27 protein-coding genes and 2 pseudogenes are annotated in these 26,758 nt (G+C 61.6%); 8 read left to right on the top strand and 21 right to left on the bottom strand.

Annotated elements, in window-relative coordinates:
- Positions 1-7: 7 nt before the first annotated feature.
- The 9 genes and pseudogenes from ACFQH2_RS18735 to ACFQH2_RS18695 form a co-directional block, all read right to left on the bottom strand.
- On the bottom strand, positions 8-928 hold the full coding sequence (locus ACFQH2_RS18735) for a transcription initiation factor IIB (RefSeq protein WP_377050789.1): 921 nt from the start codon (positions 926-928) through the stop codon (positions 8-10).
- A gap of 324 nt (positions 929-1,252) precedes the next feature.
- Entirely contained in the window at positions 1,253-2,182 is a 930-nt protein-coding gene (locus tag ACFQH2_RS18730; RefSeq protein ID WP_377050787.1) for an endonuclease/exonuclease/phosphatase family protein, read from the bottom strand.
- A 385-nt stretch (positions 2,183-2,567) separates the two neighbouring features.
- Positions 2,568-2,999: a hypothetical protein gene (locus tag ACFQH2_RS18725; RefSeq protein ID WP_377050785.1), complete on the bottom strand. Its 432-nt coding sequence runs from the start codon at positions 2,997-2,999 to the stop codon at positions 2,568-2,570.
- Between the two features lie 1,017 nt (positions 3,000-4,016).
- On the bottom strand, positions 4,017-4,934 hold the full coding sequence (locus ACFQH2_RS18720; RefSeq protein WP_377077113.1) for a phosphotransferase family protein: 918 nt from the start codon (positions 4,932-4,934) through the stop codon (positions 4,017-4,019).
- 203 nt (positions 4,935-5,137) lie between these two features.
- A complete protein-coding gene (locus tag ACFQH2_RS18715; RefSeq protein WP_377050781.1) occupies positions 5,138-6,685 on the bottom strand; it encodes a primase-associated protein in 1,548 nt (515 codons plus the stop codon).
- Positions 6,682-7,566, bottom strand: a complete 885-nt coding sequence (locus ACFQH2_RS18710) for a DNA primase (protein ID WP_377050779.1) — start codon at positions 7,564-7,566, stop codon at positions 6,682-6,684. The genes ACFQH2_RS18715 and ACFQH2_RS18710 overlap by 4 nt, the downstream gene beginning before the upstream one ends.
- Positions 7,563-7,883 (bottom strand): annotated as a pseudogene (locus ACFQH2_RS18705) (hypothetical protein); the annotation flags it as partial. The pseudogene ACFQH2_RS18705 and the gene ACFQH2_RS18710, both read right to left, overlap by 4 nt.
- 391 nt (positions 7,884-8,274) lie before the next feature.
- A complete protein-coding gene (locus ACFQH2_RS18700) occupies positions 8,275-9,633 on the bottom strand; it encodes a glycerate kinase type-2 family protein (protein WP_377077112.1) in 1,359 nt (452 codons plus the stop codon).
- Between the two features lie 48 nt (positions 9,634-9,681).
- Positions 9,682-10,656 carry a hypothetical protein gene (locus tag ACFQH2_RS18695; RefSeq protein ID WP_377077111.1) on the bottom strand — a complete coding sequence of 325 codons (975 nt, stop codon included), beginning with the start codon at positions 10,654-10,656 and terminating at the stop codon, positions 9,682-9,684.
- On the opposite strand from ACFQH2_RS18695, the gene ACFQH2_RS18690 reads away from it, so the two are divergent.
- Positions 10,657-10,944, top strand: a complete 288-nt coding sequence (locus tag ACFQH2_RS18690; protein ID WP_377077110.1) for a hypothetical protein — start codon at positions 10,657-10,659, stop codon at positions 10,942-10,944.
- 123 nt (positions 10,945-11,067) lie between these two features.
- Here ACFQH2_RS18690 and ACFQH2_RS18685 read toward each other — a convergent pair whose 3' ends face one another.
- The 7 genes from ACFQH2_RS18685 to ACFQH2_RS18655 form a co-directional block, all read right to left on the bottom strand.
- Positions 11,068-12,231, bottom strand: a complete 1,164-nt coding sequence (locus ACFQH2_RS18685) for an ABC transporter ATP-binding protein (protein WP_377050773.1) — start codon at positions 12,229-12,231, stop codon at positions 11,068-11,070.
- Complete coding sequence (locus ACFQH2_RS18680; protein WP_377077109.1) at positions 12,224-13,696, bottom strand: amylo-alpha-1,6-glucosidase; 1,473 nt, start codon at positions 13,694-13,696, stop codon at positions 12,224-12,226. The genes ACFQH2_RS18685 and ACFQH2_RS18680 overlap by 8 nt, the downstream gene beginning before the upstream one ends.
- Positions 13,697-13,880: 184 nt before the next feature.
- A complete protein-coding gene (locus tag ACFQH2_RS18675; protein WP_377077108.1) occupies positions 13,881-14,324 on the bottom strand; it encodes a glycogen debranching N-terminal domain-containing protein in 444 nt (147 codons plus the stop codon).
- A complete protein-coding gene (locus ACFQH2_RS18670) occupies positions 14,321-15,457 on the bottom strand; it encodes an ABC transporter ATP-binding protein (protein ID WP_377050769.1) in 1,137 nt (378 codons plus the stop codon). The genes ACFQH2_RS18675 and ACFQH2_RS18670 overlap by 4 nt, the downstream gene beginning before the upstream one ends.
- A gap of 1 nt (position 15,458) precedes the next feature.
- Positions 15,459-16,370: a carbohydrate ABC transporter permease gene (locus ACFQH2_RS18665; RefSeq protein ID WP_377050767.1), complete on the bottom strand. Its 912-nt coding sequence runs from the start codon at positions 16,368-16,370 to the stop codon at positions 15,459-15,461.
- Positions 16,371-16,374: 4 nt separating this feature from the next.
- Positions 16,375-17,265 carry a carbohydrate ABC transporter permease gene (locus ACFQH2_RS18660; RefSeq protein ID WP_377050765.1) on the bottom strand — a complete coding sequence of 297 codons (891 nt, stop codon included), beginning with the start codon at positions 17,263-17,265 and terminating at the stop codon, positions 16,375-16,377.
- Between the two features lie 22 nt (positions 17,266-17,287).
- The gene (locus ACFQH2_RS18655) at positions 17,288-18,610 is read right to left on the bottom strand and encodes an ABC transporter substrate-binding protein (RefSeq protein ID WP_377050763.1); all 1,323 of its coding nucleotides are present in this window, start codon (positions 18,608-18,610) and stop codon (positions 17,288-17,290) included.
- 412 nt (positions 18,611-19,022) lie between these two features.
- On the opposite strand from ACFQH2_RS18655, the gene ACFQH2_RS18650 reads away from it, so the two are divergent.
- The 6 genes and pseudogenes from ACFQH2_RS18650 to ACFQH2_RS18625 all read left to right on the top strand — a co-directional run bounded on the left by ACFQH2_RS18650 (position 19,023) and on the right by ACFQH2_RS18625 (position 21,939).
- Complete coding sequence (locus tag ACFQH2_RS18650) at positions 19,023-19,964, top strand: TrmB family transcriptional regulator (protein ID WP_377077107.1); 942 nt, start codon at positions 19,023-19,025, stop codon at positions 19,962-19,964.
- Positions 19,916-20,071: pseudogene (locus ACFQH2_RS18645) on the top strand (TrmB family transcriptional regulator sugar-binding domain-containing protein); the annotation flags it as partial. The gene ACFQH2_RS18650 and the pseudogene ACFQH2_RS18645, both read left to right, overlap by 49 nt.
- A 44-nt stretch (positions 20,072-20,115) precedes the next feature.
- Positions 20,116-20,427, top strand: coding sequence for a sugar phosphate isomerase/epimerase family protein (locus ACFQH2_RS18640; RefSeq protein WP_377077106.1), 312 nt, complete (start codon positions 20,116-20,118; stop codon positions 20,425-20,427).
- A gap of 11 nt (positions 20,428-20,438) precedes the next feature.
- The gene (locus ACFQH2_RS18635) at positions 20,439-20,927 is read left to right on the top strand and encodes a sugar phosphate isomerase/epimerase family protein (RefSeq protein ID WP_377077105.1); all 489 of its coding nucleotides are present in this window, start codon (positions 20,439-20,441) and stop codon (positions 20,925-20,927) included.
- Positions 20,924-21,085, top strand: coding sequence for a hypothetical protein (locus tag ACFQH2_RS18630; RefSeq protein WP_377077104.1), 162 nt, complete (start codon positions 20,924-20,926; stop codon positions 21,083-21,085). Before ACFQH2_RS18635 ends, ACFQH2_RS18630 begins: the two co-directional genes overlap by 4 nt.
- A 20-nt stretch (positions 21,086-21,105) precedes the next feature.
- Positions 21,106-21,939, top strand: a complete 834-nt coding sequence (locus ACFQH2_RS18625; RefSeq protein ID WP_377077103.1) for an NAD(P)-dependent oxidoreductase — start codon at positions 21,106-21,108, stop codon at positions 21,937-21,939.
- 224 nt (positions 21,940-22,163) lie between these two features.
- Here ACFQH2_RS18625 and ACFQH2_RS18620 read toward each other — a convergent pair whose 3' ends face one another.
- Both ACFQH2_RS18620 and ACFQH2_RS18615 read right to left on the bottom strand, forming a co-directional pair.
- Positions 22,164-23,816, bottom strand: coding sequence for a zinc ribbon domain-containing protein (locus ACFQH2_RS18620; RefSeq protein WP_377077102.1), 1,653 nt, complete (start codon positions 23,814-23,816; stop codon positions 22,164-22,166).
- Positions 23,809-24,435, bottom strand: coding sequence for an IS607 family transposase (locus ACFQH2_RS18615; RefSeq protein ID WP_377050753.1), 627 nt, complete (start codon positions 24,433-24,435; stop codon positions 23,809-23,811). Before ACFQH2_RS18615 ends, ACFQH2_RS18620 begins: the two co-directional genes overlap by 8 nt.
- 316 nt (positions 24,436-24,751) lie before the next feature.
- Here ACFQH2_RS18615 and ACFQH2_RS18610 point away from each other — a divergent pair, with 316 nt between their 5' ends.
- Positions 24,752-25,048, top strand: a complete 297-nt coding sequence (locus ACFQH2_RS18610; protein ID WP_377050751.1) for a hypothetical protein — start codon at positions 24,752-24,754, stop codon at positions 25,046-25,048.
- A gap of 18 nt (positions 25,049-25,066) precedes the next feature.
- On the opposite strand, the gene ACFQH2_RS18605 is transcribed toward ACFQH2_RS18610, so the two are convergent.
- From ACFQH2_RS18605 to ACFQH2_RS18595, 3 genes are read right to left on the bottom strand one after another with little or no spacing between them, the layout of a single operon-like run.
- On the bottom strand, positions 25,067-25,378 hold the full coding sequence (locus tag ACFQH2_RS18605; RefSeq protein WP_377050749.1) for an alpha/beta fold hydrolase: 312 nt from the start codon (positions 25,376-25,378) through the stop codon (positions 25,067-25,069).
- Between the two features lie 3 nt (positions 25,379-25,381).
- On the bottom strand, positions 25,382-25,603 hold the full coding sequence (locus tag ACFQH2_RS18600) for a hypothetical protein (RefSeq protein ID WP_377077101.1): 222 nt from the start codon (positions 25,601-25,603) through the stop codon (positions 25,382-25,384).
- A 17-nt stretch (positions 25,604-25,620) separates the two neighbouring features.
- Entirely contained in the window at positions 25,621-26,304 is a 684-nt protein-coding gene (locus ACFQH2_RS18595) for an MMPL family transporter (RefSeq protein WP_377077100.1), read from the bottom strand.
- Positions 26,305-26,758 lie beyond the last annotated feature (454 nt).

The raw sequence follows: 26,758 nt of genomic DNA, 5'->3' as shown, positions 1-26,758 counted from the left end.
GCCCTACTCAGAGCGCCTCTCGTAGTGCGTCTCGATGGGATCGCAGCGTGGTCGTCGAGACATCCGCCGCGTTCGCAACCGCAGCTTGTGTCAGGGCCTGCCCCGCCTCGCACGCCGCCAGGTAGATGCACGCTCCAGCGACGCCGACCGGATTGCTGCCGATCGTGATTCCGGCTGACTCCGCTGCCTCTGCGAGGCGCTCGGCACGTCGGCGTACCTGCGCCGATGCATCCAATTCCGAGGCGAGCCTGGGCACGTAGGCGTTTGGCCCCATCGGCTTCGTCGGGAGTTCGAGTTCAGCGTTCAGCGTCCGGTAGGAACTCGCAACCCGGTTCTGTATGACCCGGGCGACACAGGCCACTGTGTCGAGTGTTACCGGATGCTGGAGACACCTCGCGGCCCCGTACACGCTGGCTGCCGCAATCCCATCGACTGACCGCCCCACGAGGAGATCTGCCGAATGTGCCCGCCTGAAGATGACGCAGGCCCGATCTCGGACAGTTTCGGGAAGCTCCAGCGCGCTCGTCACGCGACGAACCTCGCCGAGTCCGTGGCCAAGGTTGCGCTCCGCTTTCGAGCGCCACTGTGCCCGCTTGTGCTCGCGTCGAAGCCGGTGGACCTGTCGCCGTCGTCTCGGGGATTGTGTCGTCGAGCGTTCGCCCCCGTGGCCGATCTCCGTTGAGAGCCCTCGGTCGTGCCGAGTCACCGTGAGCGGCGCACCAGTGCGCGCTCGCTGGTCGTCATCGATCGGTCGCCACTCCGGCCCGGGGTCGATCCGTTGCTCGTCGACGACCAATCCACACGACGCGCAGACGCTCTCGGTTTCGCTCGGGTGCACTGCCCCACTGCATTCGGGGCACTCGTCTGTGGTTGGTCTACTCTGTACGTCTTCGTCGAACGTCGTCTCGTAGATATCTCTGATCGCCATCGAAATCACCGAACAATCGAGGAGACGCTTTTGAACAGGTCCCCTCACTCATCAGGGGACAACAAACCTACTGCGAACTCACCGGGGTCGTAATTCCCTGTCTCGGCCTTGTTGAAATCTTCAACTAGTGATAATTCTCTACAGCAGTGCTGAATATAGACGGTGAATGCAGCACAACGACCTTATTTGTTTCACGTTAAATCCGGTAAACTACCCGCTCAGTAGCTGTGCGAACTGTTCGGTGAGGATACTAACAGGTGAGAATAATATCGGTACTGGTATGCAAGATACAATGCGCGGGCCGGTCACCGAAGAGATTCCCGATTATGGACTGAACTCCACAACGAGAGGGGCATGGTCACTACAACTGAAGCCCTCATGTTCGTACCAACACTCCTGCGGGTTGAGGTCGGTCGAAGCTATCATATGGTCAAATCGCTTTCCTTCAACCTCCGCTGGTGACACAGCTAACGGTTCCTCCGTTTGGGTAGCGTGACTCACGTCCAGAATATCCAAATCGCCGTAACCGTGTTGCTCCCGGAATACGTCAACCATCCCCTTTTCCTCTAATCCACGTAGAATATTCATTTCAGCCTCTACCCACCGTTCGGCGATGTTCCCTTCATCCTCGTACCGCCAAGGAATGATCGTCCCATCTGCCAACTCTCGATTCGGGCTATTGAAATCGCCCGCCAAAATACAAGGCATACTGCTCCCTTTCACGATTCGATTGTACGCATTTTCCAGAATCTTGATTTTCTCCTCACCATGCATACTGCCCGGCACCGCCCGCACATTCCACAACTCAAGCGTAGTATCTCCGAGTGAAACTTTGGCGTTCAGGATTTTTTCAGGAACGTTCGTATCCCAATCCTTCAGATCTGCCCCCTCCCATGGCCCATATCGGATGCTCGCCGACATCCGCTCAAGATTGCTTGCAGGACTCGTTTTGTGGACAGCGATCAAATTACCGTTCACGTGATTGTAATCTTGATGGGGTGGGATAGTGCTTTCACGCAGTTCTGCCGCCCATTCTAATGAATCAACACTCTCCCCGTATCCAATTTCTGCTAAGAGGTCTCGCCAACGCTCTCGCTGAATCGTCGTCACCTCATTCAACAACACAATATCCGGCAGGCCCGCACTATCCTCAAGATATGTTACTTGATTCTGGATTCGCTCGATACTCCCGTTCGGTGGAACCGCACCCTGGACATTCCACGATAACACCCGCAACGCAGTACCGGGACCCATACTCGTATTCTATCTCCGTTGAATGTAAACACCCCTCACGGAATACAACAGACTTTCCCTAGTCGTCGATTCTAACGTCGAAACTGACCCTTCTGCCGATCACCAGAGCAATGGGTAAATCGTTGAATATATCCTCTGCATGTTTCACCGAGGTTCTGATGGATTCCAGATAGGTGGTCACTCGTCGCGGTATGTGTGGACCCTGTATCGACCGAATTAGTCTGATCGAATTTGTAGGCGATTCCATGTCAGATTCACGCCCCATATTCAACACGTCGCTCCTGTCTAATGAAGAAGATGTCAACAGAGCCTCTATTTCCAACGTGTTTAACCAACAAAATGCGCCTCCCAACCAGTAGTGTTGGTTAAACCTGTGATGACGCCCCTACAGGACGTGCGTCGGCTTTACCGTGAAGATATCCGGTTTGATCGTCTCACTGTCGCCGCTTGATCCGGCTACACTCGACGGCGATCGAGTGAGCCACGCGACGAGCTCATCTCGTGTAGTCTGCCGGGGGACGGTGGTCTCATGCCAGCCCAGCCGGTCGTCGAAGTACCGCTTCCGAAAGCGCTTGCCGACGTCGTCGATGGTCACGTACTGGGTGCGCTTCGTGCGTCCCACCTGCTGCTCGACGAGTACTGCCCCTACGTCCTCATGCGTGAGTTCGACGAGAGCACACTCAACGAGCGCGACGATCGACACACGATCACGGTCGTTCGGAACCGTAAGCTCGAGGTCCGACCACGGGCCCTCATCATCAGGATTGGTTGACTCTCGATGCGTCGTCTGTGTCTGGGTCGTACGTTCTAAAGCCATCGTCTCTCGGAGGGCACGTGATGTTCCCCTCCACCCCTGGTGGGGGCGATAAACACCACCGGGAGCCACTCGCTCAATCTATCCACTAAATCTGATACATCTCGGAATCCACACGTCTGGGGCGGCCCCTCGGCCCGAGAGAGCCAGCGGCCTTCGCACATTGCATATCGCCTCTTCCTTTGGACGAAATCCGCGATATGCAAGGCGGTATCACGCCTGCAGATCGTAGAAAAGCCCCGTCGGGCCGATTTGAAGCAGTAGAAAACACCTCGACGAGTTCGGGGATAATTCTAGGATTCCAAAAATTGCTCGACGGCGGGGTAATAATGGTGATATCGGGCGTATCTGGATTTCTTCGGTTCGCTGCTCCACATGTTCGGGGCACCCCGAGGACCCCCTGCTCAGTACTTCTGAGTGTGAAACATCCCCGATTCCCACGATTCCGGTCGTGTTAGCCGCTGAAAATTGCCAGACGGGGATTCAGAAGGATCTGATTCTGGTCTACAACCCAATCCTCAAAATTCTGAGGGAAGTCTGGCTCCGATGAAATAATAAAAGTCTGGCAGACCTAACGTGCCGAATGTAGAGGATGAATTCCGCACATCCGTAACGATAGGGTACAGCGTTAACCGTAGGGGTCGTAGCCAACGATAATAAGCTGTGATATTGTTACTTAATCACATGGTCAAATGTGCTCGATGCGGACGTGATGTGGATGATCTTCAAAGTATCTCGCCAGATGCTATCACGAAGGAACTAGTCGACTCAATCGATCACGGCAAAGAAGACTTTGCCGGGGAGGGTGACCTGAAAGTTTGCGCCGAGTGCATGGATGAATTGAAGCGAGACTGAAAACAAAGCGGGTATGCTTACTGACTATTTTAGCACGATCTGGAGTACAGGATTCGCGCGTTCTATCTTGTATGCCCACATCGATCTGCCGATATGCTGTCAGGTACTGCATGACCGATATAGAGCCTGAATTCAGCAAGTCATATTTTGTTCTCTCGAGTACCGCTAAGACAGTTTCTCCAACATTTCGGTTACGCTGTCTTGAAGCCTCTCGGCGCGTTCAGCTGTTTCTCCCGGTCCGTGCTGGTCCTGTACGTAGAGGGACTCGAAATAGTAGATCAGATTCAACATGACATAGATTGGTTTTCGGTCGTCAAAGCCTCTCGGAAGCGAGCGGATAGATTCGTAGCCCCTTCGAAAGGCACGTTCCGTGTTCTCGGACCTGGAATCAAATGTCGGCATACACGTTCGCCAATAATCAAACTCACCCGGCGCCGCGATAGCGTGTTCAGAATCAACCATGCACGCCACACGATCATTGACCACTGCGACATGTTCCGGCGTTGCCCAGCCGTGACAACAGACTGGCTCGCCTGTGTTCTCGAAGGTATCCGGATGCTCACTCAAAAAGTCGATCACAGCATCTGCGATATCAACGTGGCCATGTCGAGCAAGGACTGGGCGATGGGAACGGACGTAATCAAGAGCGGCAGCATCCCATTCGTCGTATCCGGAGATCGTAACGCTGCCGTTCTGGGACCGGAACTGGCCATATCGTTCGATCACGTTGGCCGTCTCGGTATGTAACGTCGCCAGCCCTCGTCCGGTAGCATATGCCCACCCCTCGTCTGTAGGCTGACCCTCGTCGGGTGTCGGCGCATCGGGATGCCATGCGGCAACGTAGTAGTCATCCTCTGTCAGCAGAATCTCGGGGACTGGAACGGACGTTTGCTGGCCGACGAATGCGGTGACACCTCCTTCGATACCGGCGCTCCCTGTCAGCCCGGTATCACCCTTGTAGACCGCCCGGCGTCCGTCAACAGATACCTCGTACACCTCGTGAGGTGGGACATCGTGCAGCTGGCGAACGATTCTATGCGAGGCGAAGTGCTTCTCCAATTTCTTTTCAACTGTTGTCTTCATAGGTTGGTGCCAGGTGTCGGCTGGCGACCGGTCGTACGTAGCACAGTGCTACAGCTACGACCGGGAAAAGACAGTGTAACTTTCTGGAGCGGTATAAAAAAGATTACTGTTCGTAAACACCGCGCATTTATAACCACTCGTGGATGCGCGATATGCACCCTGTATTCAGCATGGCTACAACAAATTTTCAGTGACTGATAGTTTCAACAGAGCAGGAAATCTGTGGTTAAGAACTGCTCAGCAGATCCAGCTGATTCCTCGTCAACTTGCTCGTACATCTCATCCGGGAACGGGAGACTGCCCCAGATCGAGTAAGGGCACTGGTCTTGGCCGATACAGTAGCGCTGCAGATCGTCGTTGTCGCAGTTCATCGGCAACGGCGTGTCGCCGTCGATCGTGTTCGAGAACTCGTAGCGAACCTGGTACTCGGTCTCCTGCTCGTCGTACCACGGCCACCGGGAGAAGACGTTCTTGAGGTCCGCGACGATCTCGTCGAGGCTGCGGTCCTGATACTGCGGGAGCCACATCACCATTCGCGCGAAGTTGTAGAGGTCCTTCCGCACCGGCTTCTTCTCGTGCAACCGCTCCTCCATATTGGCCATACAGGGAAGTTCGAAGAGGTCCTCGATCTCCCGCCCCTCGATCTGTTCTGCGCCGGCCCCGGCTCGCCCGATCCGGTACGTGTTGACGCGCCCGTCGCGGTCGATCGTGACGGCCGAGTGGGATTCGTGGTCGGCCAGCGTCTTCGCGAGACTGCTCGGACTCGAGATCCAGTCCGTTACGGAGGATTCCCAGTCGTCATCGGTATCGTACGCGTCGACCGCCCGGTAGAGTTCTTTCGCGGTGTGGAACTCTCCCGTTTGCGCGACGTCGTCGGGGGCCTCACTCAGGGCTCGTCTGAGCACGCGGATCGTTCGTTCGCCACGATCCCAGTTCCGCCAGATCCGTTCGTGATGGCCCGTCTCAAGGAAGCGGTCGATCCGCTCCGTAATCGCGGACTCGTTCGTGGTCAACCACGTTAGCTGGTCGTCAGAGAGGCCGTCCTCCTGCACCCGCAAGAGCTTCTTGAACGCCCGCTCAGCGTAGTCACGATACTGTCTGTCGAAATCACCGACCGGGACGTACAGGTGGTTGTCTTTCACTCGCGTCAGTATCTCCTCGCCGTCGTCAATCCCCGTCGATGCCTCGCCCTCCCGAACGAGACAGTTCCGTGACGCCGCCGCCATCGGGATTTCGAGGTACAGACCATCCCCGAACTCCGGCATCTCTGCGATGCCCGTACAGACCCGTCCCGGATGCGGGCCATCCTCGCCGGGCTCTTTGCTGTACAGGACGTCGGCGATGTCCTGCTGGAGCGACCCATCGCCGTGGGCGCGGATGAGTGAGGCGAGGTTGTTGACGTACAGCTCCCGGATATCGTAGAGCACCTGGATGTTCCGGGCCGATGCGTGCTCGAACTTCGGATGCTTCTTAACACAGGTCGCGCTTAACGTGGCGAGCACGGCGAGGGTCCCTGGTTCGTCGACGAACGGTTCCTCGGCGGCGTCGGCGCGAACCTGCTCTTTGAACGCGGCCGTCCCGAACCGCTCGATATCGTTCACAAGGTCCTCGGGTTGATCCTCACCGTCGACGACGTATCGGTTGTAGCCACGCGTAAACAGTTGGTTGATACGGGTATCACCGTTCTCCAGCGGGAGTGCCGCAACTCGATACGCCATGTCCTCGTCCTCGGTAGGCGTACTGGGACTCATTCGTCGATCACCTTGGGCGTCGCCGACCGGACGTCGAACTCCGGGCTCTCGATGGGTTGGACGATGCTGCAGACGTCGGCGTGAAGCGAGTAAGGCAGGCGGGCGACACGCCGGCGGTCGGCCGTCACGACGGGGTCGATGGGAATCTCGTAGGTCTCGAGGAGGAGGTCGTTCAACACTTCGCGACTCTGTTCGTCGTACCGATGTGCGGAGTCGGTATCTAGAAGGTAGACATGGACACCTTGCCCGCTGTATACGACCATCGTCTCCTCGGCGTCGAAGTCGTCCGCAAAGATGTCGCGCACCTCGAACCCGTACTCGATGGCGCGGTCGACATCCTCGAAGGCATACGGATACCCCTCGGGAGCGGCGTCGAGGATCCCTGCGGCGTCGAGGAGCGCATCGTCGTCCCGGTTGCCGAGGTCCTCCGAGACCATGTCCGCTGCTCGGTCCCTGGCGATCTCTTTCGCGTCGATATCGATCAGGAGAACCCACGGCCGCTCCCAGTGATCCAGTGCGTAGTAGACGGCGTCGGGCCGTGGATCCGGTTGCTCCAGTACCTCCGGGTCAGCGAGCGCGAACTTGCTTCGGCCGAGGGGGTCGCTGCGAGCCGGGTGCCGAATGAACTCCACAACGTCCTCGAAGTCGCCGAATTCGGGGATCATCCGTTCCCCGGATGCATCCGTCTGCCACGTATCCCGGCGGATGAAGTCCTTGTCAGGGACGGCGTCTTTGCGAACCGGGTGCGGCTCTCGAAAGGCGACGGCGTACTGTTTCGGGCCGGTCGACGTAATGAATCCGGGGAGGTTGTCGATGTAGCGGGGGAACTCCTCGGCGTAGTACGCGTATATCTCCTCGCAAGTCGCTTGTCGCCACGTCATTGGTTGACCTCCCGATCGAGATTCTTGAACCCTCGAACGGTGGTCATCCCCGCTGCATCGAAGTCCGCCACAGCGTCTTGGATCGTCGAGAACGACCGGGCGTCCCGTCCGCTGACGCTCTCTTCGAGCCGGTCCGCGTCGGCCAGTCGGTCCAGCACTTCGACGGCCGTCTCTCGGTTGTTGAACGCCCAGATTGCGTCTGCGTCTACCGACCGCAGCTTCTCGTAATCGTTGACCGGTGCGTGGGTGTTATTGCTCGGGAGTTCTGCTTCCCCGACCCAGACGAGTTCACCACCCGCGTCGAATCCGGCGACATCGACCTACTGGTGAATGTCGACAAAGACAAAACTGCTGCCCACCGGGCCGTCCAGTCAGTCGTCAGTGATCTCGAAGACCAGCGGTTCGAAGGGGACAGAAACACGTTCCAGCCACTCGTCGAATCGACGGACAGCGTCCGACGAATTGGCGACCAACTCCGCCCGCAGTTCGACGACTGGATCATATTGGTCGGCTCCGACCAATTCACTGAGATCAAAAGGAGGTGTGCGCGGATGGCGAATGGCGAAATACGGGACCAATTAATTGCCGCGGGACGGAACTTTGAGACCACAACCCCGGCACGATCGAGGAGGGGTTGGACGTCGACCTCGCCGAACGGAAAGACGGGATCCCAATCCGATTATCAAAATGCCGACGCCACTCCGCTATCTACTGTCTTTCTTCGACCACGAGTACCCGTAGATCGTTGACGTTCGTTCCGGTCGCTCCCGTTCTGAGCAAGGCGGTGGCGTTCTCGAGTACCGGATAGGCATCGTTCCGGCTGAGTGCGTCTCTGGCCGCCGTATCGTCGACAGTGTCGGCGTCCGCTATGGCGCCGGCGGCATCGGTCGCACCGTCGATCCCGTCTGTGTCGACCGCGGCGACGACTGCTGGGACACCGAGTTCGACCGCTCCGCTCAGGACGAACTCCTGATTCGGCCCCCTGTCCGTAGTCGTCGCCGAGCGTGACGGTCGTCTCGCCCCCGAGAGGACGATCGCGGGCGTCTCGATCGGGTCGCCCATTGTAGCGATCTCCTCAGCAACGGCGGCGTGGGTCTTCGCGGCCTCGCGGGCCTCTCCTCGAACGCGAGCGGAGAGGACCATCGTCTCGTAGTCGTGCTCGGTCGCAACCTCGCGGGCGGTATCCAACGCAGTGTGTGCACTCGCCACGACGTGCACCGCAGCGCGATCGAACGACGTGTCGTCCGCCGTTGGCGTTTCGGGAAAATCACCGCCTGCGCCCGCACGGAGGTGCTCGCGAACCGGGTCCGGGACATCGACGTCACGGCGGTCGAGCACGTCGAGCGTGTCCCGGAACGTCGTCGAATCCGGTGAGAGCGGCCCGCTGGCGATCACTGCGGGATCGTCGCCGACGACGTCGCTGATCGCCAGTCCGACGACGGTCGCCGGTGCCACAGCGCGGGCAAGCCGTCCACCCTTGATCGCCGAGAGGTGTTTCCGGACGGCGTTGATCTCCTCGATCGGCGCTCCGCTGGCCAGCAGGGCATCCGTCGTTGTCCGGAGGTCAGCAAGTGATAGCTCGCCCGCAGGTGCGGGAAGCAGTGCGCTGCCTCCGCCCGTGATGCAGCCGATCACGAGGTCGTCCGATCCGACGCAGTCAGCCAGATCGAGGACACGGGCGGCGCTCTCGACGCCGCGCTTGCTTGGCACGGGATGATCGCCCGGAAGCACCTCGACGTGTTCGGTCTCGACGGGATCGTCCGTCACCACGGCACCGCCGTCGATGCGTTCGCCCAGCAGCGCTTCGAGCGCTGCGGCAAAGTGCCCAGCGGCGTTTCCCCCGCCGAGCACGAGAACCCGCTCGTAGGTGTCGAGCTCGTATGTCGCGGTAGCGCCGTCGACGCTCCTCACTGCCAGTACGGCCTCGTCGAGCGACAGCGTATCGCTGACGACGGTCCGAGGATGAGCCGCCTCGATCCCGGCGGTGAGACAGTCCAGCGCGACGTCTGCAGCGTCGCTGGACGCCAGCGCCGATCGATTCTCGATGGAAATCCTGTGTGCGTTCATACGTCAGGTGTGCGGATCAGGACTGCGCCTCGCGCTTGAGCAGTGCCGTCAGGAACTCGGCGTGACACCACGCAGCGGCGCAGCGAAGGAGATGACGTCTCGCTTCTCGAGGGCGGCTGCCATCTCGTTGTACGCCGTGCGCATGTGGCCCAGTTCTTCCGCGATGCGGTCGAACGGAACGTCCCGGAGCACGTCGTTGTCGAACTCCTTCTCGAAGTCCATGCCCGTATCCCACTCCTGTTCGACGAACTGCTCGAAGCGCTCGCGCGTCGAGAGGTGTTCTGGAATGTGACCCGCCGCGTCGGCGTGGCCGGTGATCGTCAAGAGCACCTCGTCGCCCTGCTCGCGCTCGCCACGGTCGTAGCGGAACTGCGCATGCCAGGCCGTGTACTGCATCCACGGTCCGTTGCCGCCGTGCTGGTGGACGTCGTGATCGCGGTGGAAACCGCGGAACCGCTGAAGCCCGCCAAGTCGCGGGTCCTGAAGGCTCGCTACCGCCCGCTCGCCCGCCCGCTCGATGTGCTCGCCGAACACCTCTTCGAGCCCGAAGTAGGCAGGTGCGAGCAGCGTAATATCCGGGCGTTCGTCGCGCTCGCCGTCGGGGGTGTACCGGCGCGGCACGGGGGTCCCGTCGACGGCGAAGCAGCGCTCGATGCCCGGTTCCAGCAGGGATCGAAGCTCGTCGACCCGCTCGGCGATGTCGTCGAGGGCGCCCGTATCAACGCCTCCAGCCCTATTCTCGGTTCGGGCGACATCCCCCGCTCGCCCGGCGGCTTCGATCCGGTCGAGCGCGTCGGCCGCCTGCTGTACGGCGGCGAGGAACGCGCAGTTCACCCACAGCGTGTAGCCGGACTCGATGGCTCCCTCGTGGATGCTCGTCGTGCTCTCGATCAGGTGGGCGTTGGCGTCGTACAGTTCCGAGCGGGCGACCCCCACTGCGGCGTCGATACACTCGACTGCGTCCGACAGGAACGCCTCGTCCGCCGATTCGAGGTCGTCGGACGCGTCAAGTGCAAGCACCACGTGCGAGATGATCCTGATCCCGTGGGCGACGTTGTCCTCCTGGCGGTAGATCGACTGGTCGGTGCCGTCGAGCCCGTACCGCTGGTACCACCGGCCGTCGTCCTCGACGGCGATCAGAAAGCGGGCCGCCTCGACAATACGGTTACGGCAGGCGTCCGGCCTGACGCCGTGGCGAAGCGCCGTCAGCCAGGCGCGCGTGATCGAGGCGACGTCGCGCGGGTAGACGTAGGGGTACCGGTTGTCGGGATCGCAGCCAGGGGCACCGCGCCGTCAACGTCGGCGTCGTAACTCAGCTCGTCCAGCACGTCGAGATGGAATGCCGGGTCGTCGATCGGCGCGTCGACATGCTGGGAAACGATACTGTCCGTCGTCGGCTGCTGCGAGTGTTTCATAGGTAGGGAAAGCGGGGGATTAGCCGCGAGTGATAGGTTGCGTGTCGGTGCGCTCACCGCTGACACCGCGCGTCTTGATCGAAGCCGTCGTCTCCGGATCGAATAGATAGACGTCTTCGGCGGCGATTCGGGCCGTCACCTCGTCGTCCGGGTCGGGGTAGATGCCCGGCGGCACGCGCGCCGTCAGCGACCGGTCACCGACGTCGAGATAGACGAAGTTGTCGTTCCCCTGATACTCGGTGACCGTGACTGTCGCGGGGAACCGAGAGCCGTCGGTCGCTTCCTCGGGCAGTTCGTCGAGGTGGAGATCTTCGGGCCGGACGCCGAATCGGACCGACTCGCCACCGATGTCGTCCTCGAGGGCCTCGCGGGGAACCTTGCCGAGCGTAGTGCCTCCGACATCGATGGCGTACCCATCCTCATCCTCGCGGGCGACGGCGTCAAAGACGTTCATCGCCGGACTGCCGAGGAACGCGCCGACGAACTCGTTGTTCGGGTGATCGTAGGCGACTTCCGGCGGGTCGACCTGCTGGACGACGCCGTCGTTCATGATCGCGATCCGGTCGGCCATCGTCATCGCCTCGGTCTGGTCGTGCGTGACGTACACCGCGGTGACGTCGAGGTCCGACTGGATGCGCTGGAGCTCCGTGCGCATGTGTGACCGGAGTTTGGCGTCGAGATTCGATAGCGGCTCGTCAAGCAGGAACACGTCCGGGTCGCGGACGATCGCCCGGCCCAGTGCAACGCGCTGTTTCTGCCCGCCGCTCATCGCCTCGGGCTTGTCGTCGAGTAACTCCTCGATGCCCAGCATCTCCGCGCTCTCGTGCACTTGTCGTTCGCGCTCGTCGGCCGACATGTCGGTCGAATGCTTGAGCCCGTAGCCCATGTTCTGGCGGGCGGTCATGCGCTTGTACAGCGCGTAGCTCTGGAACACCATCGCCACGTTCCGCTCGCTTGGCGCGAGGTGTTGCACTTCTCGGTCGGCGATCTCGATCGTCCCCTCTGTCACCGTCTCCAGGCCGGCGATCATCCGCAGCGTCGTCGACTTGCCGCAGCCCGAGGGCCCGACAAGGACGAGAAACTCGCCGTCCTTGACGGTCACGGACACTTCGTCGACGGCGGTCTCGGTTCCTTCGGCGTCGTCGTAGATTTTCGTGATGTCGTGTAGCGTGAGTTCAGCCATCGGTAGTCACCTCCGGGTGATCGTGGTCGCCGTCGGGCGCTTCCCTGCCCGCCGCCCTCCCTGTCGGCGTCACGACCGTCGAATCGCCGCTGTGACGAACGTCGTAGCGCCGCCCGTGGCAGTGGAGCGTCACCTCCGTCGTTCCGAGCCCTTGCCCGGAGCCGAAGCCAGTGACAGGCTCGACGGTCGGCATCCCCGACTCGATACCGAGGCCGAGCGCGGCCTGGGCGAAGCCGAAGGCGCTCCCGGCGCTCCAGGCAGCCGGCTCGCAGGAATCGGGGTGGCGGGCCCGGCCCGCGTCCACGTCGACGTCGTCGAGGCCAACCAGCAACTCGGGGAACCCCCAGTGGCCGGGATCGGCGGTCGCGCCGGTCTCCAGTGCGTTCAGTCCCCGCCCAACCAGTGCCGCGGCGGCGTCGGCGCGATCATAGCGCGCACAGCCCATCGCGGCGATGCTGGTATCGTGCGGCCAAACGCTGCCGCGATGGTAGGACAGCGGGTCGAACGCGTCGTGGGACGCAGAGTACGTTCTGAGTCCAGCGTCGGTTAGCATATCCGGCGCCAACAGCCTCCCGATCGCGTCGTCAGCACGCTCCGGTTGGACGATCCCGCTCCAGAGCGCGTGGCCCTGGTTCGAGGCGACGGCGTCGACCGCGCCATCGGCGTCGAGCGCGAGCGCGTAACATTTCTCGTCAGGCAGCCAGAACTCCCGATCGAACGCCTCGCGGAGGCGCTCTGCGTGCTCGGTCAGCCGCTCCGCAAGCCGGTCGTCACCACGGGCCGCCGCGAGGTCGGAGACGCCGCGGAACGAGCGGTAGGCGTACCCCTGTACTTCCGCGAGCGCGATGGGCGGCGTCGCTGGGGTGCCGTCAGGCCGTGCGATTGCCCTGTCGCTGTCTTTCCACCCCTGGTGGGTGAGCCCGTGCTTGTGGTCGTGTGGTTCGTACCACACGAATCCGTCTTCGTCGCCGGTCGTGACCGTCCACTCGACGGCCCCGAGGGCAGCGTCGTACAGTTCGTCGGTGATCGCGTCCTCGCCGGCCCACTCAGCGTAGGCGGCGACGAGCGCCGCGAACAACGGCGTCGCGTCGACCGTCCCGTAGTACGGCGATCGGATCGACCGGCCGAGCGCCGGCAGATCGCCCCGTCGCCCCTCGTGGGGGATCTTGCCCGGTTCGGCGAGCGTCTCGGGATCGGTCGTCGAGGCCTGCCGCCCGGCGAAGTAGGTCAGCACCCTCCGGGTCAGTTCCGGGGCGAACGGCAGCGTCTGGAAGCCGACCAGCAGTGCGTCCCGCCCGAACGGCGCGACGAATCGTGGCGCACCCGCAGCAGGGACACCCTCGGGCAGCAAGAGCGCCTGCAGGGTGTCGGCCGCGGCGTCGAACAGTCCAGGGTATGACGTCATCGATACCGACGGATCGAAGGACAGGTCGACCCGGCCGCGCGTCGGCCCGAACCGTGCCATTGCGACGACCGACGCCTCCTCTCCCGGCGCTATCCTGAGCGTCCGGCTGACCGTCGTGCGGACGGCGTCGGCTGCCGTCTCGGCCGTGCTGTCGCTCGTTCCTGCCAGTTGGACTGTTGCGCTTCGGGTCGTCCCGTCCGGCGACGTACCGGCAGTCGGCTGCCGCCCTTCCAGTCCGTCGCGCTCAGGTCGCGATGGACCGGGTCGCGCGGCGTAAAAAGCCCGGAGACTCGAAGACGTGCCGGAAGTCGGAAGCAGCGGTCAGTTCGACGTCGACCACGCGCTTCTTCGGCGTGTAGTTCCGGAGTGTCGTCTCGACGGTCATCACGTCGCCGTCGATGGCGACATTCTTCTTTACCAGGAACTTGCGGGCATCGCCTCGACCTTCGCCCGGCGCGGCGCCGATCAGCACGGTCGTTACGCCGTCCGGACCGGCCCGCCGGTCGAGCCGGTCCCAGCCGTTCTCGGGCTCGTCGTGGTCGGTTACTGCCACCTCAAACTCGCCGAGGTACTGCGTGTCGTTGGCGTACACGCCAGTTTCAGCGCGATCGGACCGGACGTCTCCGTACTCCCCAACGACGCAGACGGCGCCGTCGCGGACCGCCAGGGCGCAGCCGTCCGGGATCATCTGATCACCTCGCCGTCGGCGCCGAACTGGTGGACTGCGTCGTCCGGCAGTTGGAGCGTCACGGTCGACCCGGAACTGACGGCGCCGGGCCGGTCGCGCAGTCGTGCGGTGACCCAATCGCCGCCGCAGTCGACCTCGATCTCGTAGGCGTTGCCCAGCGGCTCCACGACGAGCACCTCGCCGTCGAGCTCGTACGCCCGACCGGCGCTGGCCTGCTGGCCGCCCTCCTCGGCGATTGTCACGTCCTCCGGTCGGATGCCGACGGTCGCCGTGCCCGAGAACGGGTCGTCGAGCCCGGTCACGGAGCCGTCGGCGTCGCCCCGCTCGAGACGGTCGGGATCGAGGAAGTTCATCGACGGCTCTCCGAGGAACCCGGCGACGAACTCGTTGACCGGGTTCTCGTAGACCTCCTTCGGCGTCCCGATCTGCTGGAGTTCGCCGTTGTTCATCACGGCGATCCGGTCGGCCAGGCTCATCGCCTCCTCCTGGTCGTGGGTGACGTAGACGGTGGTCGTGCCGAGGCGCTGCTGGAGGCTGCGTAGTTCCGAGCGGGTCTGGACCCGGAGCTTGGCGTCGAGATTCGACAGGGGCTCGTCCATCAGGAACGCTTTCGGCTCGCGAACGATGGTTCGTCCCAGTGCGACGCGCTGGCGCTGGCCGCCGCTGAGCTGGCCCGGCTTGTTGTCCAGTAGGTCGTCGATCTCCAGCAGTTCTGCGGTCCGGCGGATCTGTTCGTCGGCCTCCTCCTCGCTGACGTCCATCTTCGCGAGCGGGAAGGCGAGGTTCCCCCGAACGGTCTTGTGGGGGTACAGCGCGTAGCTCTGGAACACCATCGAGAGGTCCCGCTTCTGGGGCAGCCGTTCGGTGACCTCTTCGCGGCCGATCTCGATGCTGCCCTCGGAGGGTACTTCCAGTCCAGCGATCATCCGCAGCGTCGTCGACTTGCCACAGCCTGAGGGGCCCAGCAGGACGAGCAACTCGCCGTCCCGGACCGTCAGGTCGAGGTCCTTGACTGCGACGAGGTCGTCGAACCGCTTCGTGATGCCCCGGAGTCGGACCTCCGAGTTCTCGTCAGAGCTAAGTGAGGCGGCGTCCGCGGCGTCGGCGGCGGTAGGGGTGCGTTCAGTCGCCATGTTATCCCTCCACCGCCCCGAAGGTCAGGCCCTCAACCATGAACTTCTCCAGGTAGGTGAACATCACGATCAGCGGGATGCTCGTCAGCAGCGACGCCGCCATGATTTGGCCCCAGACCTGCCGGAAGCTCGAGGACAGCGCCTCGATGCCGATCGGCAGCGTGAACACGCTCTGGGACTGGAGGAAGATGCTGGCGAACAGGTACTCGTTCCACGCGATCATGAACGTGAAGAAGAACACGGCCACGATCGCGGGTGCCGATAGTGGCAGCGTGATCTTGAAGATCACTTCTAGCCGCGAGTAGCCGTCCATGATCGCCGCCTCCTCGATCTCCTCCGGGATCGACCGGAAGTAGTTGCCCAGCATGTACAAGGAGACAGGCAGCGTCTGAACCAGGTACGTGATGAACAGGCTGGCCAGCGAGTCGACGAAGCCGAGCCAGACGATCACCTGGAACATCGGCACGACCAGCAGAATGCCCGAGAACATATACACCATCAGGACGCCACGGGACATGATCCCGCGCCCCCGGTAGTCGAGTCGGGCGAAGCTGTACGCGCCGAACGTGGCGACGAGCACCGACGCTCCCGCGGTAGTCGTCGCGATGACGAAGCTGTTCTTGAAGTACGTCAGGAACGGGAACGTCTCCGGCCCGAACACGGTCCGGTAGTGTTCGAGCGTCAGATTCTGTGGGATTAGCGTCGGCGGCAGCGTGTACAGGCTGGACTCGGGTAGCAGACTCGCCAGCGCCATGTAGTAGAACGGGAACAGCGTGATCAGTAGCGTCAGCCCGAGCGCGACGTAGAACACGACGCGTTCGGCGAGTGACGTCTCGAGCGTGCTCTCGCTGAGCCCGAGCGCAGTCTTGAACGAGTCGACGACGTGTCGGTAAGTGGATTGTTTCGTACTCATCGTATCACCAGTCCAGCGCCCAGGCGACGTACGCGAGGACGAACACGATGAGCGCTACGAATAGCACCATCGAGATCGCGGCCGCCTGTCCGTGATCGTAGTTTGCGAACGCCACCTGGTACGCGTAGATCGGTAGCGTCTCGACGCGACGGGTTAGTAGCCAGATATCCGCGAACTTGTTGAAGTTCCAGATCCACCGCAGCAAGAACACCGTCGCCAGGATGTACTTCAGCTCCGAGAGCGTGATGTCCTTGAACTGCGCGAACTTTGAGGCGCCGTCGATCTTCGCTGCCTCGTACATGTCGCCGGGAATCGCCTGCACGCGCGCGATCAGCATCAAGAACGCGAACGGGAAGTATCGCCAGGCGTCAATGAGGATCACCGCCCAGATCGCGGTGTCGCCGTTGCTCAGAATGTCTATTTGGCCGGCATACAGCCCTAACACGTCGCTGCCCAGGAACGGGAGGACGCCGTATAGCGGGTCGAGCATGAACCGCCAGACGAAGGCAACCGAGATCAGCGGCGCGACGTAGGGCAACAGCACCATTCCACGGAGGTACCGACGACCCCGGAACGAGCGATTGAACAGCAACGCGGCCCCGAGGCCGCCGAGCGTTGCCAGGGTCGTGCTGAAGAACGTAAACATGATCGTCGTCCGGAGCGCCGACCAGAACGCGCTGCTGCCGAACAGATCGTAATAGTGCTGCAGTCCGATCCACTGTGGCGCCTCGTCCGGCCGCAGCGGTACGATGGTGAAACTCAGGTAGACGTTGTACAGCACCGGATAGAGGATCACAGCAGCGATCAACAGTAACGCCGGTGCGATCAGCGCGTACCCCAGCAACGCCTCCTTCTCCTCGATCGTTCGATCGCCGCTACGGGTTAGTGAGATCATAGTTCAGAATAGCTACGGGGAGTCAGTTGATGACGTCGCGCATCTCGCTGGCGACATCGTCCGCGACCGTCTGGGCATCCTCGCCCTCGGAGACGCGCCTGACCGCCTGCGCGATGAGGCTGCGACTCGTGATGTCGCCGAACGCGGGGATCATCTGGCCGTCGACGTAGCCGAACCGCTCGATGTTGTCGAACGCCCCGGAGATGTTACTCAGTGTCTCCTGGCCCCACTCCTGGAGCGTCTCGTTGTCGCGGTAGGCCTCGCTCTCGGCCGTCGACGTGAGCACGGGGTTCATTCCGCCGGGAGCCATGTGCAGGAAGTCGACATACTGGTCGCCGCTGAGCACGTGCTCGACGTACGCTTCGGCGGTCTCGCGATTGGCGTCCGAGGCCGTATCGAGGATGTTGAACAGGACGAGCTGGCCAAACGAGCTGCGCCGATCGCGCTCGATGTACGGTGCGAACGCCGTGTCGTCCGCCATCCCATCGGTGTTGCTCGAAACGTCGCCCATGATGTACGACGAGTACATGATCATGTGACACTGCTCGTTGAGGTACGTGTTGTTAGCCGTCTCAAACGTGTTGGCACCGGGCGGACTGAACTCCGCCAGCGAGCCGTAGAACTCGAGCGCCTCCACCATCGCGTCGCTGTCGAACACGATTTCCCCGTCGCTGTTGAACACTCGCGCGCCGTTTGAGCGAGCGTAAGGGGTGAAACACTGCCGCGCAAACGGCGTCTCGTCGGAGCCGACGACGATGCCGTACTCATCGTTGTCCGGGTCATGTAGCGTCTCCGCGGCGTCGAGTATGGCGTCCCAGGTGGTCGGCGCGTCCAGCCCCGCATCGTCGAATGCGCTCTGGCGGTACCAGAACCCCTGCACCCAGCCGTGTGCCGGCACGGCCAGCAGGTTCCCGTCGCTTGAGGTCGCGAGCGATAGCGCGCCCTCGGCGAAGTCGTCGCGCCCGATGCTATCGACGACTGATTCCGCCGACTCCGTCGATAGCAGGTCCTCGCTCCCGAGGTTCTGCATGGGGTCGAGCCCCCACTCGCCGAACGCGGGTAGCGTCCCCGATGCGGTCGCCGAAGAGATCTGGGTCGGCAGGTCCCCCTCCTCGACGGGGACCAGGTCGATCGTTCCGTCGCTCTCGGACTCGAAGCTCTCGATCAGGCCCTCGATCACCTCCTGGCGATCCTGCTCGACCTGCGTCGTCCAGTACGTCGTCTCGGTGTCTTCGTTATCGTCTCCGCCCCCACCTATGCAGCCCGCTAGTCCACCGGCGAGCATCGCTGCGCCGATCCCTTTCAGCACCGTTCGCCGTTCGCGTCCGGTCTTCGGATCTGTCATGGTTATCCATCATCAAATGTATGGAACAACCACTTAAATCTTTGGGCCACTGTATTCACTAGAGTAACTACTCAATTCACTTACGATCGAAACCGGCCGAATAGCACAGCAGAACGGTCCGAAACTCCCCGGTATCAAGCGCCAGCATCGTCCATCCGCTGGGACCCGCCCACTGCAATAGCGTCGCCCGGTTGCTCCGCGCTGCAGATCCCACGTCGGCGGCTAATCGTGCGTGTACCCCATGACGGTGTGACGGAGGTGAACGCCAAGATGCTGCTCAAAGGGCGGCTATCTAACGCAAACATATATACATTTGCTACTAGTTGGTTACTACAGTGAATACTGATTGCCCAGCTCCTCCGACCGCGACCGGCACGGCATCTAAGTCCCTTTGCTACCAAGAGGTGCGATAATGGACGAGGACGAGCTCCGCGACGGGTTACGGGAAGCCGGGCTTTCCCAGTACGAGGCCGACGCGTACCTCGCAGTGCTGGAGCGGGGTACAGCGCCCGCCGTCAAGATCGCCGAGCAGACGGGCATCCCGAAATCCCGGATCTACGATGTCATCGAGGACCTCGAACGCGACGACTACGTCGAGACGTTCGAGCAGGATTCGACGCTGTCGGCACGGCCGCGCGATCCCTCGGAGGTGATGTCGGACCTCCAGCAGCGCGCGAACAAGCTCGCGACGACTGCGGAGGCGATCGAGGATCGCTGGGAGCGCCCCGAGATCAGCGGCCACAAGATTTCGATCGTCAAGCGATTCGACTCCGTCGTCGAGCAGTTCAGAGCCGCGGCCGAGGACGCGACAAGCCGGATCCAGATCGCAGTCTCGCCGTCGCAGTTCGAGGCGGTCCGACCGGCGCTCGAAGACGCCATCGACCGCGGCGTGTTCGTCAAGCTCTGCGTGGCGACGGGGCTGGAGGATCCCCACGCCGTCGACGAGATGGAGTTCGCGGACGTTGCCACCGAGGTCCGCCACCGAACGCTCCCGGCACCGTTCACCGCACTGATCGACCGTTCACACACGTTCTTCTCCTCGCAGTCCCACCCGACCGATCAGTACGGCATTATCATCGACGATCTTACCCTGACGTACGTGTTCCACTGGTACTTCCAGGGCGCACTCTGGGGGACCTGGCCACACGTCTACGACTCAGTCGCGGAGGGCACGAAACTGGAGTATGTCAACGTCCGCGAGTGTGTCCAGGACATTGCGCCGATCGTCAACGACGAGACAGCGATCCCAGCCACCGTTAACGGGTTCGACCTCCAGACGGGCGAGGATGTCAACCTCTCGGGGAGATCACCGAGATCATCTCGGCAGCCCCACCGAACGACGACGGCTCCCTGACACTGACACAGCTCGCCGGCCAGGCGACGATCGTACTCGAAGCCGACGGTCGGGAGTACGGTATCGGCGGCCGTGGTGCGACCCTCGAAGACATCGAGGCGACCCGGATCGTACTCGATCAGCCCGAGGGCTGGTCGGAGGAGGAACTGAAATGCGCTACGGACTCAACCAGGCCGGCTTCCCGTCCGACGAGTTCGAGGAAACCTGCTCGATTCTCTCCGCGACGGGCTACGACGGCATCGAACCGAACGTCGAGCGCGACGGCCCCCTGACGACCGAGGCGGGACGCCGAAAAGTAGCTGAGGTGGTCGAAACCCACGGCCTGGAGGTGCCCGCTATCTCGACGATCAGCCACTGGGAGTACCCACTCTCGAGCGCTGACGAGAAACTGCGTGAGATCGGTCTTGAGATCAGCCGCGACATGATCGACGCCGCGGCGGCGCTGACGCCGAAGACGTACTGATAGTCCCTGCCGTGATCGAAGACGGCATGACCTACGACGCCGACTACGAGCGCGCCGTCCAGTCGGTTCGCAAGCTCGCCAGCTACGCAGCTGACTGTGGCGTCGGCGTAGCAATCGAGAACGTACAGAACAACTTCCTGCCCTCTCCCGACGAGTTCGCGGCGTTTCTCGACGACGTCGAGGACGCCGGCCCGGTCGGGGCGTACTTCGACGTCGGGAACGCGCTCCGTTCGGGACTACCGAGCCGGTGGCTGCATACACTCGATGGCCGCATCGCGAAGATCCACGTCAAAGACTGGCTCACGGACGCCCACCGGGTCACCTACCCGCCCCAGGGTGACGTGAACTGGGAGCGCACGCTTAACACCCTCGACACGATCGGCTATGACGGCTGGATCACCGTAGAGGTGCCGGCCTACTCGTCGTTCCCCGAGCGCATGCCCGCGGACATGCTCGACACTATAACGTTCCTCTTCGAGGACGAGGGTGACCGACGATGACCCGGACGATCGTCGTCGGCCCGCTGTTCGATGACGTCTGGCCGCTCGCGGCCGATCACCTCCGGGAGCTGTGGGCCGAGCGCGGCTCTGTCGAGTTTCGGCGCCTCGACGAGACACCGGATCGGCTCGTCGACGTCCTGGACGAACCGGGGAGGTAACCGAACTCGCGGCGCTGGGCGTGCCAGTCACCGAGACTGACGCCGAGCAGCTCACCGCGCTGGAGTCGGCGTTCGTCATGACCGACTCGATGTACGCCGTCGACGGCGACGCACACGAGCGCCTCGAGAGCCGCGACGTCGCCGTCCATGACCACACCGACGAGGGGTTCTGGGCGCAGTCGGTTGCCGAGTTCGGCCTTGGCCTGACGATCGACGCCCTCCGAAAGATCCCACAAAAGCACGCCGGGATGATCGAGAGCCACGCCCCGTGGGACCTCGAAAAGCTCGACAACGAGGTGCCGGGCGCGAACGGCCATCAGTTCGCGGACGATCCCGCGTTTACGAACGGCACCGTCGCCGGCACCCGCGTCAGGATAGCCGGCGTCGGAAACATCGGCAGCACGTACGCCGACGCCGTCGACTCGCTGGGTGCGGACGTCGCAGCCTACGACCCCTACGCCGACGAGCCCTGTTTCCACCGCTCGGGTGCCGACCGGGTGCACTCGCTCGAAGCACTCGTCGAGGACGCCGAGGTGTTCGCGCCGACGGTCCCCCTGACCGACGCTACCGAGGGGCTGATCACGGCCGAGCACGTTCACGCGCTTCCCGAGGGCTGCGTTGTGGTCCTGATCACCCGCGCGGGCGTGATCGACATGGAAGCGGTCCGCGAGCGCGTCCTCGACGACGAGATTGCGCTGGCTGCCGACGTCTGGGACGAGGAGCCGCTGCCGCTGGACGACCCGCTGCTCGACCGGCACAACGTCGTCCATACGCCCCACATCGCCGGTCGAACGCGCGACGCCAACGAATCGTGGGCCAAACGCCTCGATGCTCACTTCCGAGCGACCGAGTGACACACGGCAATCGGTGGGCCTCGCGCTACCGAGCGACGCCGCGGTGGAGCACTACTTAGAGCGATCTTTGCGGACGGTCCGTTTTCTCCTCCAGAATATAGAGAATGCAATCAGCCGACTCGTAGACGCTGTTCGCGGACTTCAACCGTTCCAATTTTCAGTAGCTTTCAGTAGCACACCGTAGGAAACGGGTACACTGTTGGACGACTGGGCCACGTCCATCACTACCATCCGCATTCGACTCGGGCAAGGCGACAGCGGGCGCTATGACAGCCGACCCACCACCAGCGGTCGCCGCTACCTGTTCGGGTTCGTAGGCAACGATGCCAGCCCCGAACGTGAGCCGCGTGCCAGCGGAACGGCCAGCTGCACGATTTCAGAATCCCCCGTATAGGAGGACGTGAAACCGTGGTCAGCTCGTCCGTCTCGCTGAAGAACACGCGAGCCACGTTCAGCGCCCCGATGTAGTCGCGGTCGCCCTCAAAGCCACACCGGGCGTTATCACACCGAAAATGCCCGCCCCACCACTGTCCGTGGTGATGATCGGGTGACTTGCAGGTGTGACCGGTCGAGCCACACCGAGGACACGACCGACTCGTTCCCTCCGGGTAGACTCGCTCAACAGCGAGACCAGCACTCTCTGCCCGATACTCGATGTTCTCGATGATGTTCCGTCGTGCCCATGACGACAGCTCCCACGACAACGCGCCTTCGCCACTCGGCGGAGAAAGCGAGCGCAAATCCTCGTGAACTATCGCGTCCACGTCGTAGACGAGGGCGAGTGCGAGGACTTGGTTGGCCACGTCGTGTGTCAATTGCTCGCGCTTGTGTCGAATCTTGTTGTTCACCCGTTCGTATTCGCTCTGGATATGAGCGAACTCGTCAGTATGCGAGCGACCGTCACGGCGCAACGCGGCAAGGCGGTCGTTCAGGCGCGTTCGTTCACGGTGGAGTCGTCGCATCTTCTCGCGGTCAGTGAACTGGATGAACTGTGGCGTGGACAGTTGTTCGCCGTCGTCAGTCACCACCACGGCAGTCATGTCTTTTCGCATCCCGGCGTCGAGCGCCAGTACGCAGTCTGTGCCGTCAGTCGCCTCTGCGTGTTCAACTTCGACGGGGAACGAAAGTTCGTAGTAGGCGTCACCAGTTTTGCGACGAGACGGCTGGAACTCGGGAGCCGAGAGATCGCCGTAGGAAAGTAGATCGTGAAATGCCTCGTAGCCGTCGCGCTCGTACTCTGTCCACGACCAATCGCCCCGTGTCTCCGGTGAAAGTGTGTCTGGCGTTTTGAGTCGGATGGTCAGCGTCTCGCTACTGGAGTCGTACTGGTATTTGACGGCTTGGCCGCTGGTTGGGCCGTCATCCGCAGAGAACGGAAGTACTCCGTTGTCATACTCCGGGGAGTCCTGCATCTCAAGATACCTGTTTGGATACGTGCCGTGGCGGTCGTAGTAGCTGTTGAGTTGGTCGATGAGGATGTCCACGTAGCCTGACGAGAGGTAGTCGCCGCCCTCCCAGAGCTGATCTTTGATGCGACGACGGTGGATGCGTCGGATTTTGTGGTCGGGCAACACGCACTGGATGGACTGAAAGGCGTCTCGGCGGTCGGCGTGACTGCGGAGCGTTTCACCGACTTTCTGCAAGATGCACCGTCGAAACCGCGAGGGAAGATACAGGCCAAGTTCTTCGAACGGTTCGTGTTCATCGAAGTATTTCCACGCTTGATGCGATGCCTCGGAAATGCCGTCTAGATGGACTGGCGACCAGTGATCTTTGAGGACATGATTGGCGACACTCTGTGTGAGTGTTGCCAGTCGCTCGAATCGTTTTTTGTCCTCATCTGGGAGGCGAATCGGGAGCGAGAGGTGGTCACTCATCGGGTTTCACCTCGGATTCGACGGTGTTGACGATCTGTTGTTTTTTTGACGAACGCATACCGTAGAGTTTGCCGGAGAAGCTGGCGACGAGCTTGATGAGGTCATCAACGAGTTCTTCCTGTGCTGATTTGTCCGTCTCGTCTTCGATAACGGTGATGGTGGCACCGTAACACTCGAAGTACCGTTCGAGATACGAGAAGCCAAAGCGAGTAAGTCTATCTTCGTAAGTGACGAGAATGCGTCCATAGTTGGCTTCTCGTACGTCATCAAGGAGTGAGTTGAGGCCACGACGGTCTTCGTTGAGGCCACTGCCAACGTCGGTGTAGGTGTTTTCGACGCTCCACCCGTGTTCGTGGGCGTAGTCTGTAAGTCGGTCGAGTTGCCGGTCAAGGTCGCCGTTGTCTTTCTGGCCGTGACTGGAGACACGAGCGTAGAGTGCAACACGGTCTGTCGGACGAGTATCACCAGCAAGTCGACGGAGTTCCCGGTGTGGAATACGTCGTTCACCGCCCGGTGTTCGGGTGTAATCGAGGTCGTCGTTCCGACACCAGCGTTTGACGGTTTGAGCGTGAACACCGAGTTCCTCTGCGAACTCGCCAATTGAGTACGACCGTGGCATCTGATGTTACTGTTTACTACTGGTAGTTACTTATAGATACTGGGATCTGTAACAGTTACACTACCCCATCAATTCGCAATTTTATGCCAGCTAACCACGCGCAACAGTCGTTGGGCTGAATTTTGGAATACAGGGCTTTGTTGAAATCCTCTTCTTCAGACATATTCTCCTCCAAAACAGCTGTTCGCTGAAGACTGCGCATCTCGCAGTATGTCACCTACCGTCTCTGCAGAGGAATCGCGTAGCATGAGAGAGGATGTTTTACTGGGATCGCGTTGAGGAATTATTTTGTATCTTAAGCAGGAACGCGTCGCTTATGGTCCCCTATATCAGCGAGGTGCTGTTCAACGAGCCACAAGGCCGTCCTATGGCACTCTTTCAGTTCGGCGTGTCGCTTACTTTCTTGTGCATGTTCGTGTATGCTTGGAGCGTCGGCGACGCTGGCGAAACCCGGTGGTTACTATTTATTATCGTCGGAACTGCGTTGTCCGGAATCGCCGAGTCCCTCCCAGAGACCCAGCTACAGGCGGTAGGCGTACTCCGTTTCGCGGCAATCCTCGTTTTGCTGTGCGTCGTCGCCGCTCCCTTCTTCGATCTCGAATTTATTATCTGAGAATAATCCGCACGAGATTCAGAGAGAGAGCGACGTTCCAAAGCCGGAGAGGGCGATCAACGCAGCGGCGTTGATCCGGGTCGGTGCTTCGACAGCAGCCTCCAAAGCGATTCCGGCACCGTGGGAGATTCCAAGCATTGCCACGCTGTCGAGTCCCAGTTCGTCGAGGACCTCAACGACCCACGGCCCGAGATTGGCGGACATATCGACAGCCGTCTTTCCAGGTTGGCCTGGGGTATCCGGCGCGATGAGATAGTAGTCATCAGCCACCTTCTGTACCCAGGACAAGATCACCGGGGTCGTCACGTTGCCCCCTTGAAAGACGATCACTGGCTACGCGGAGGGATCACCAGCAGTGAGCAGGTGGGTCCGGCCGCCCGTCGAGTCTACACATTCGTCTGATACAGGGACGTTCAGGAGTGATTCGACCGAGCGATCGTACAGTGCATCGAACGACTTGGAGCCCTTTGGAACGCCAGGTTTGGCCGGCTCTGGACTGTCCTCAGTCACGTTTGCCGCCGCCGCTGGTCTCGGACCGCCGGTCGAACCCGTCATCAGACATCGCTTCGGTTTCACTCGGGGGAGCGGAGGACTTCGTCTCGGGAGATGTCGGCTCCCACCCCACATATCGCACCCACAGCGTGAGGAGACTCGGCAGTACGAACACTGCCATCACGAACGAGCAAAGCAGGGCTATCGCTACCAGCATGCCCAGCTGGCGCAACGGGGGAATGTTGAGAGCGAGAGTGTGGCAAAGGCAGCAACCGTCGTGACAGTACTGCCGAGCAGTGCGCCGCCAGTCCCCGCGACAGCCGTTTCGAGCGCTTCCGCCACTTCCGCGTTCCCTCCAGTTCCTGTGCGAACCGCTCGCTGATGTGGATCGTATAGTCCGTTCCGAGACCGATGGCCAAACTCATGAGTAACGCTGTGAACAGCGTCAATGGCACGTCTAGCAAGAACATCGCAGCGAACACCCACGCCACCACCATCCCGATCGGAAGCACAGTCAGTGCGCCGAGACTGGCCGTCCCCTCCTTAACCCGGTACAGGACGATCATGAGAGCGAGGATGACGACCAGCGCGATGACGAGCGTCTGGAGAATGTTCTCCGTGAGCAGGTCAATTTGTACCTGGACAATGACGTCCTGACCGGTGGCAGTCGCAGTCACACCCGAAGCGTCGCCAGCGATGTCGGCGCTCTCCCGGGCCGCATTGCTCACACGACTGAAGTCGATCTCCTGGCGAGTCTCGACCACGGCGCCGATGCTGCTGGGGCGGCGTCAGCATTCGTCGACGCAAGCGATCGGGAGGCGTGGCTGTCGGAGATTGCAGAGTCGCTCACCGCAGAGGCGAACTCGTTCGACGACGGCGAATGATACCGGCCGGCGGGGTCGCTCCGGAGCGAGCAGAGATGACGGAGTATGTCGGGAGCTAAGCTGCCCAGCGAGTGGCTTGACATCGATGAGACTCATGCGCTCACAGATACCCTTCGCCCCACCACTGTTCTCCCTGCTGGCGTCCGAATTCGGGTGGTCACATTGGCGCCTGCGGCCGCCGGGAATCCGATGGGCGACGGTTTTTGTACTGCCGCCTGCCCCTCAATTGTTCGCTCCAGCGAACCAGAATGGCTGAGGGCTGACATACATGGGCCTGCGGGCATCGCTCCACTCAGTGACGGCCTTGCTGTCGCTCTCGGTTCCGCTCGATCGC

Origin of the sequence: Natronoarchaeum sp. GCM10025703 (assembly GCF_042661985.1) — an archaeon.
Classification (GTDB): domain Archaea; phylum Halobacteriota; class Halobacteria; order Halobacteriales; family Natronoarchaeaceae; genus Natranaeroarchaeum.
This window is presented reverse-complemented; position numbering and strand designations above follow the sequence as displayed.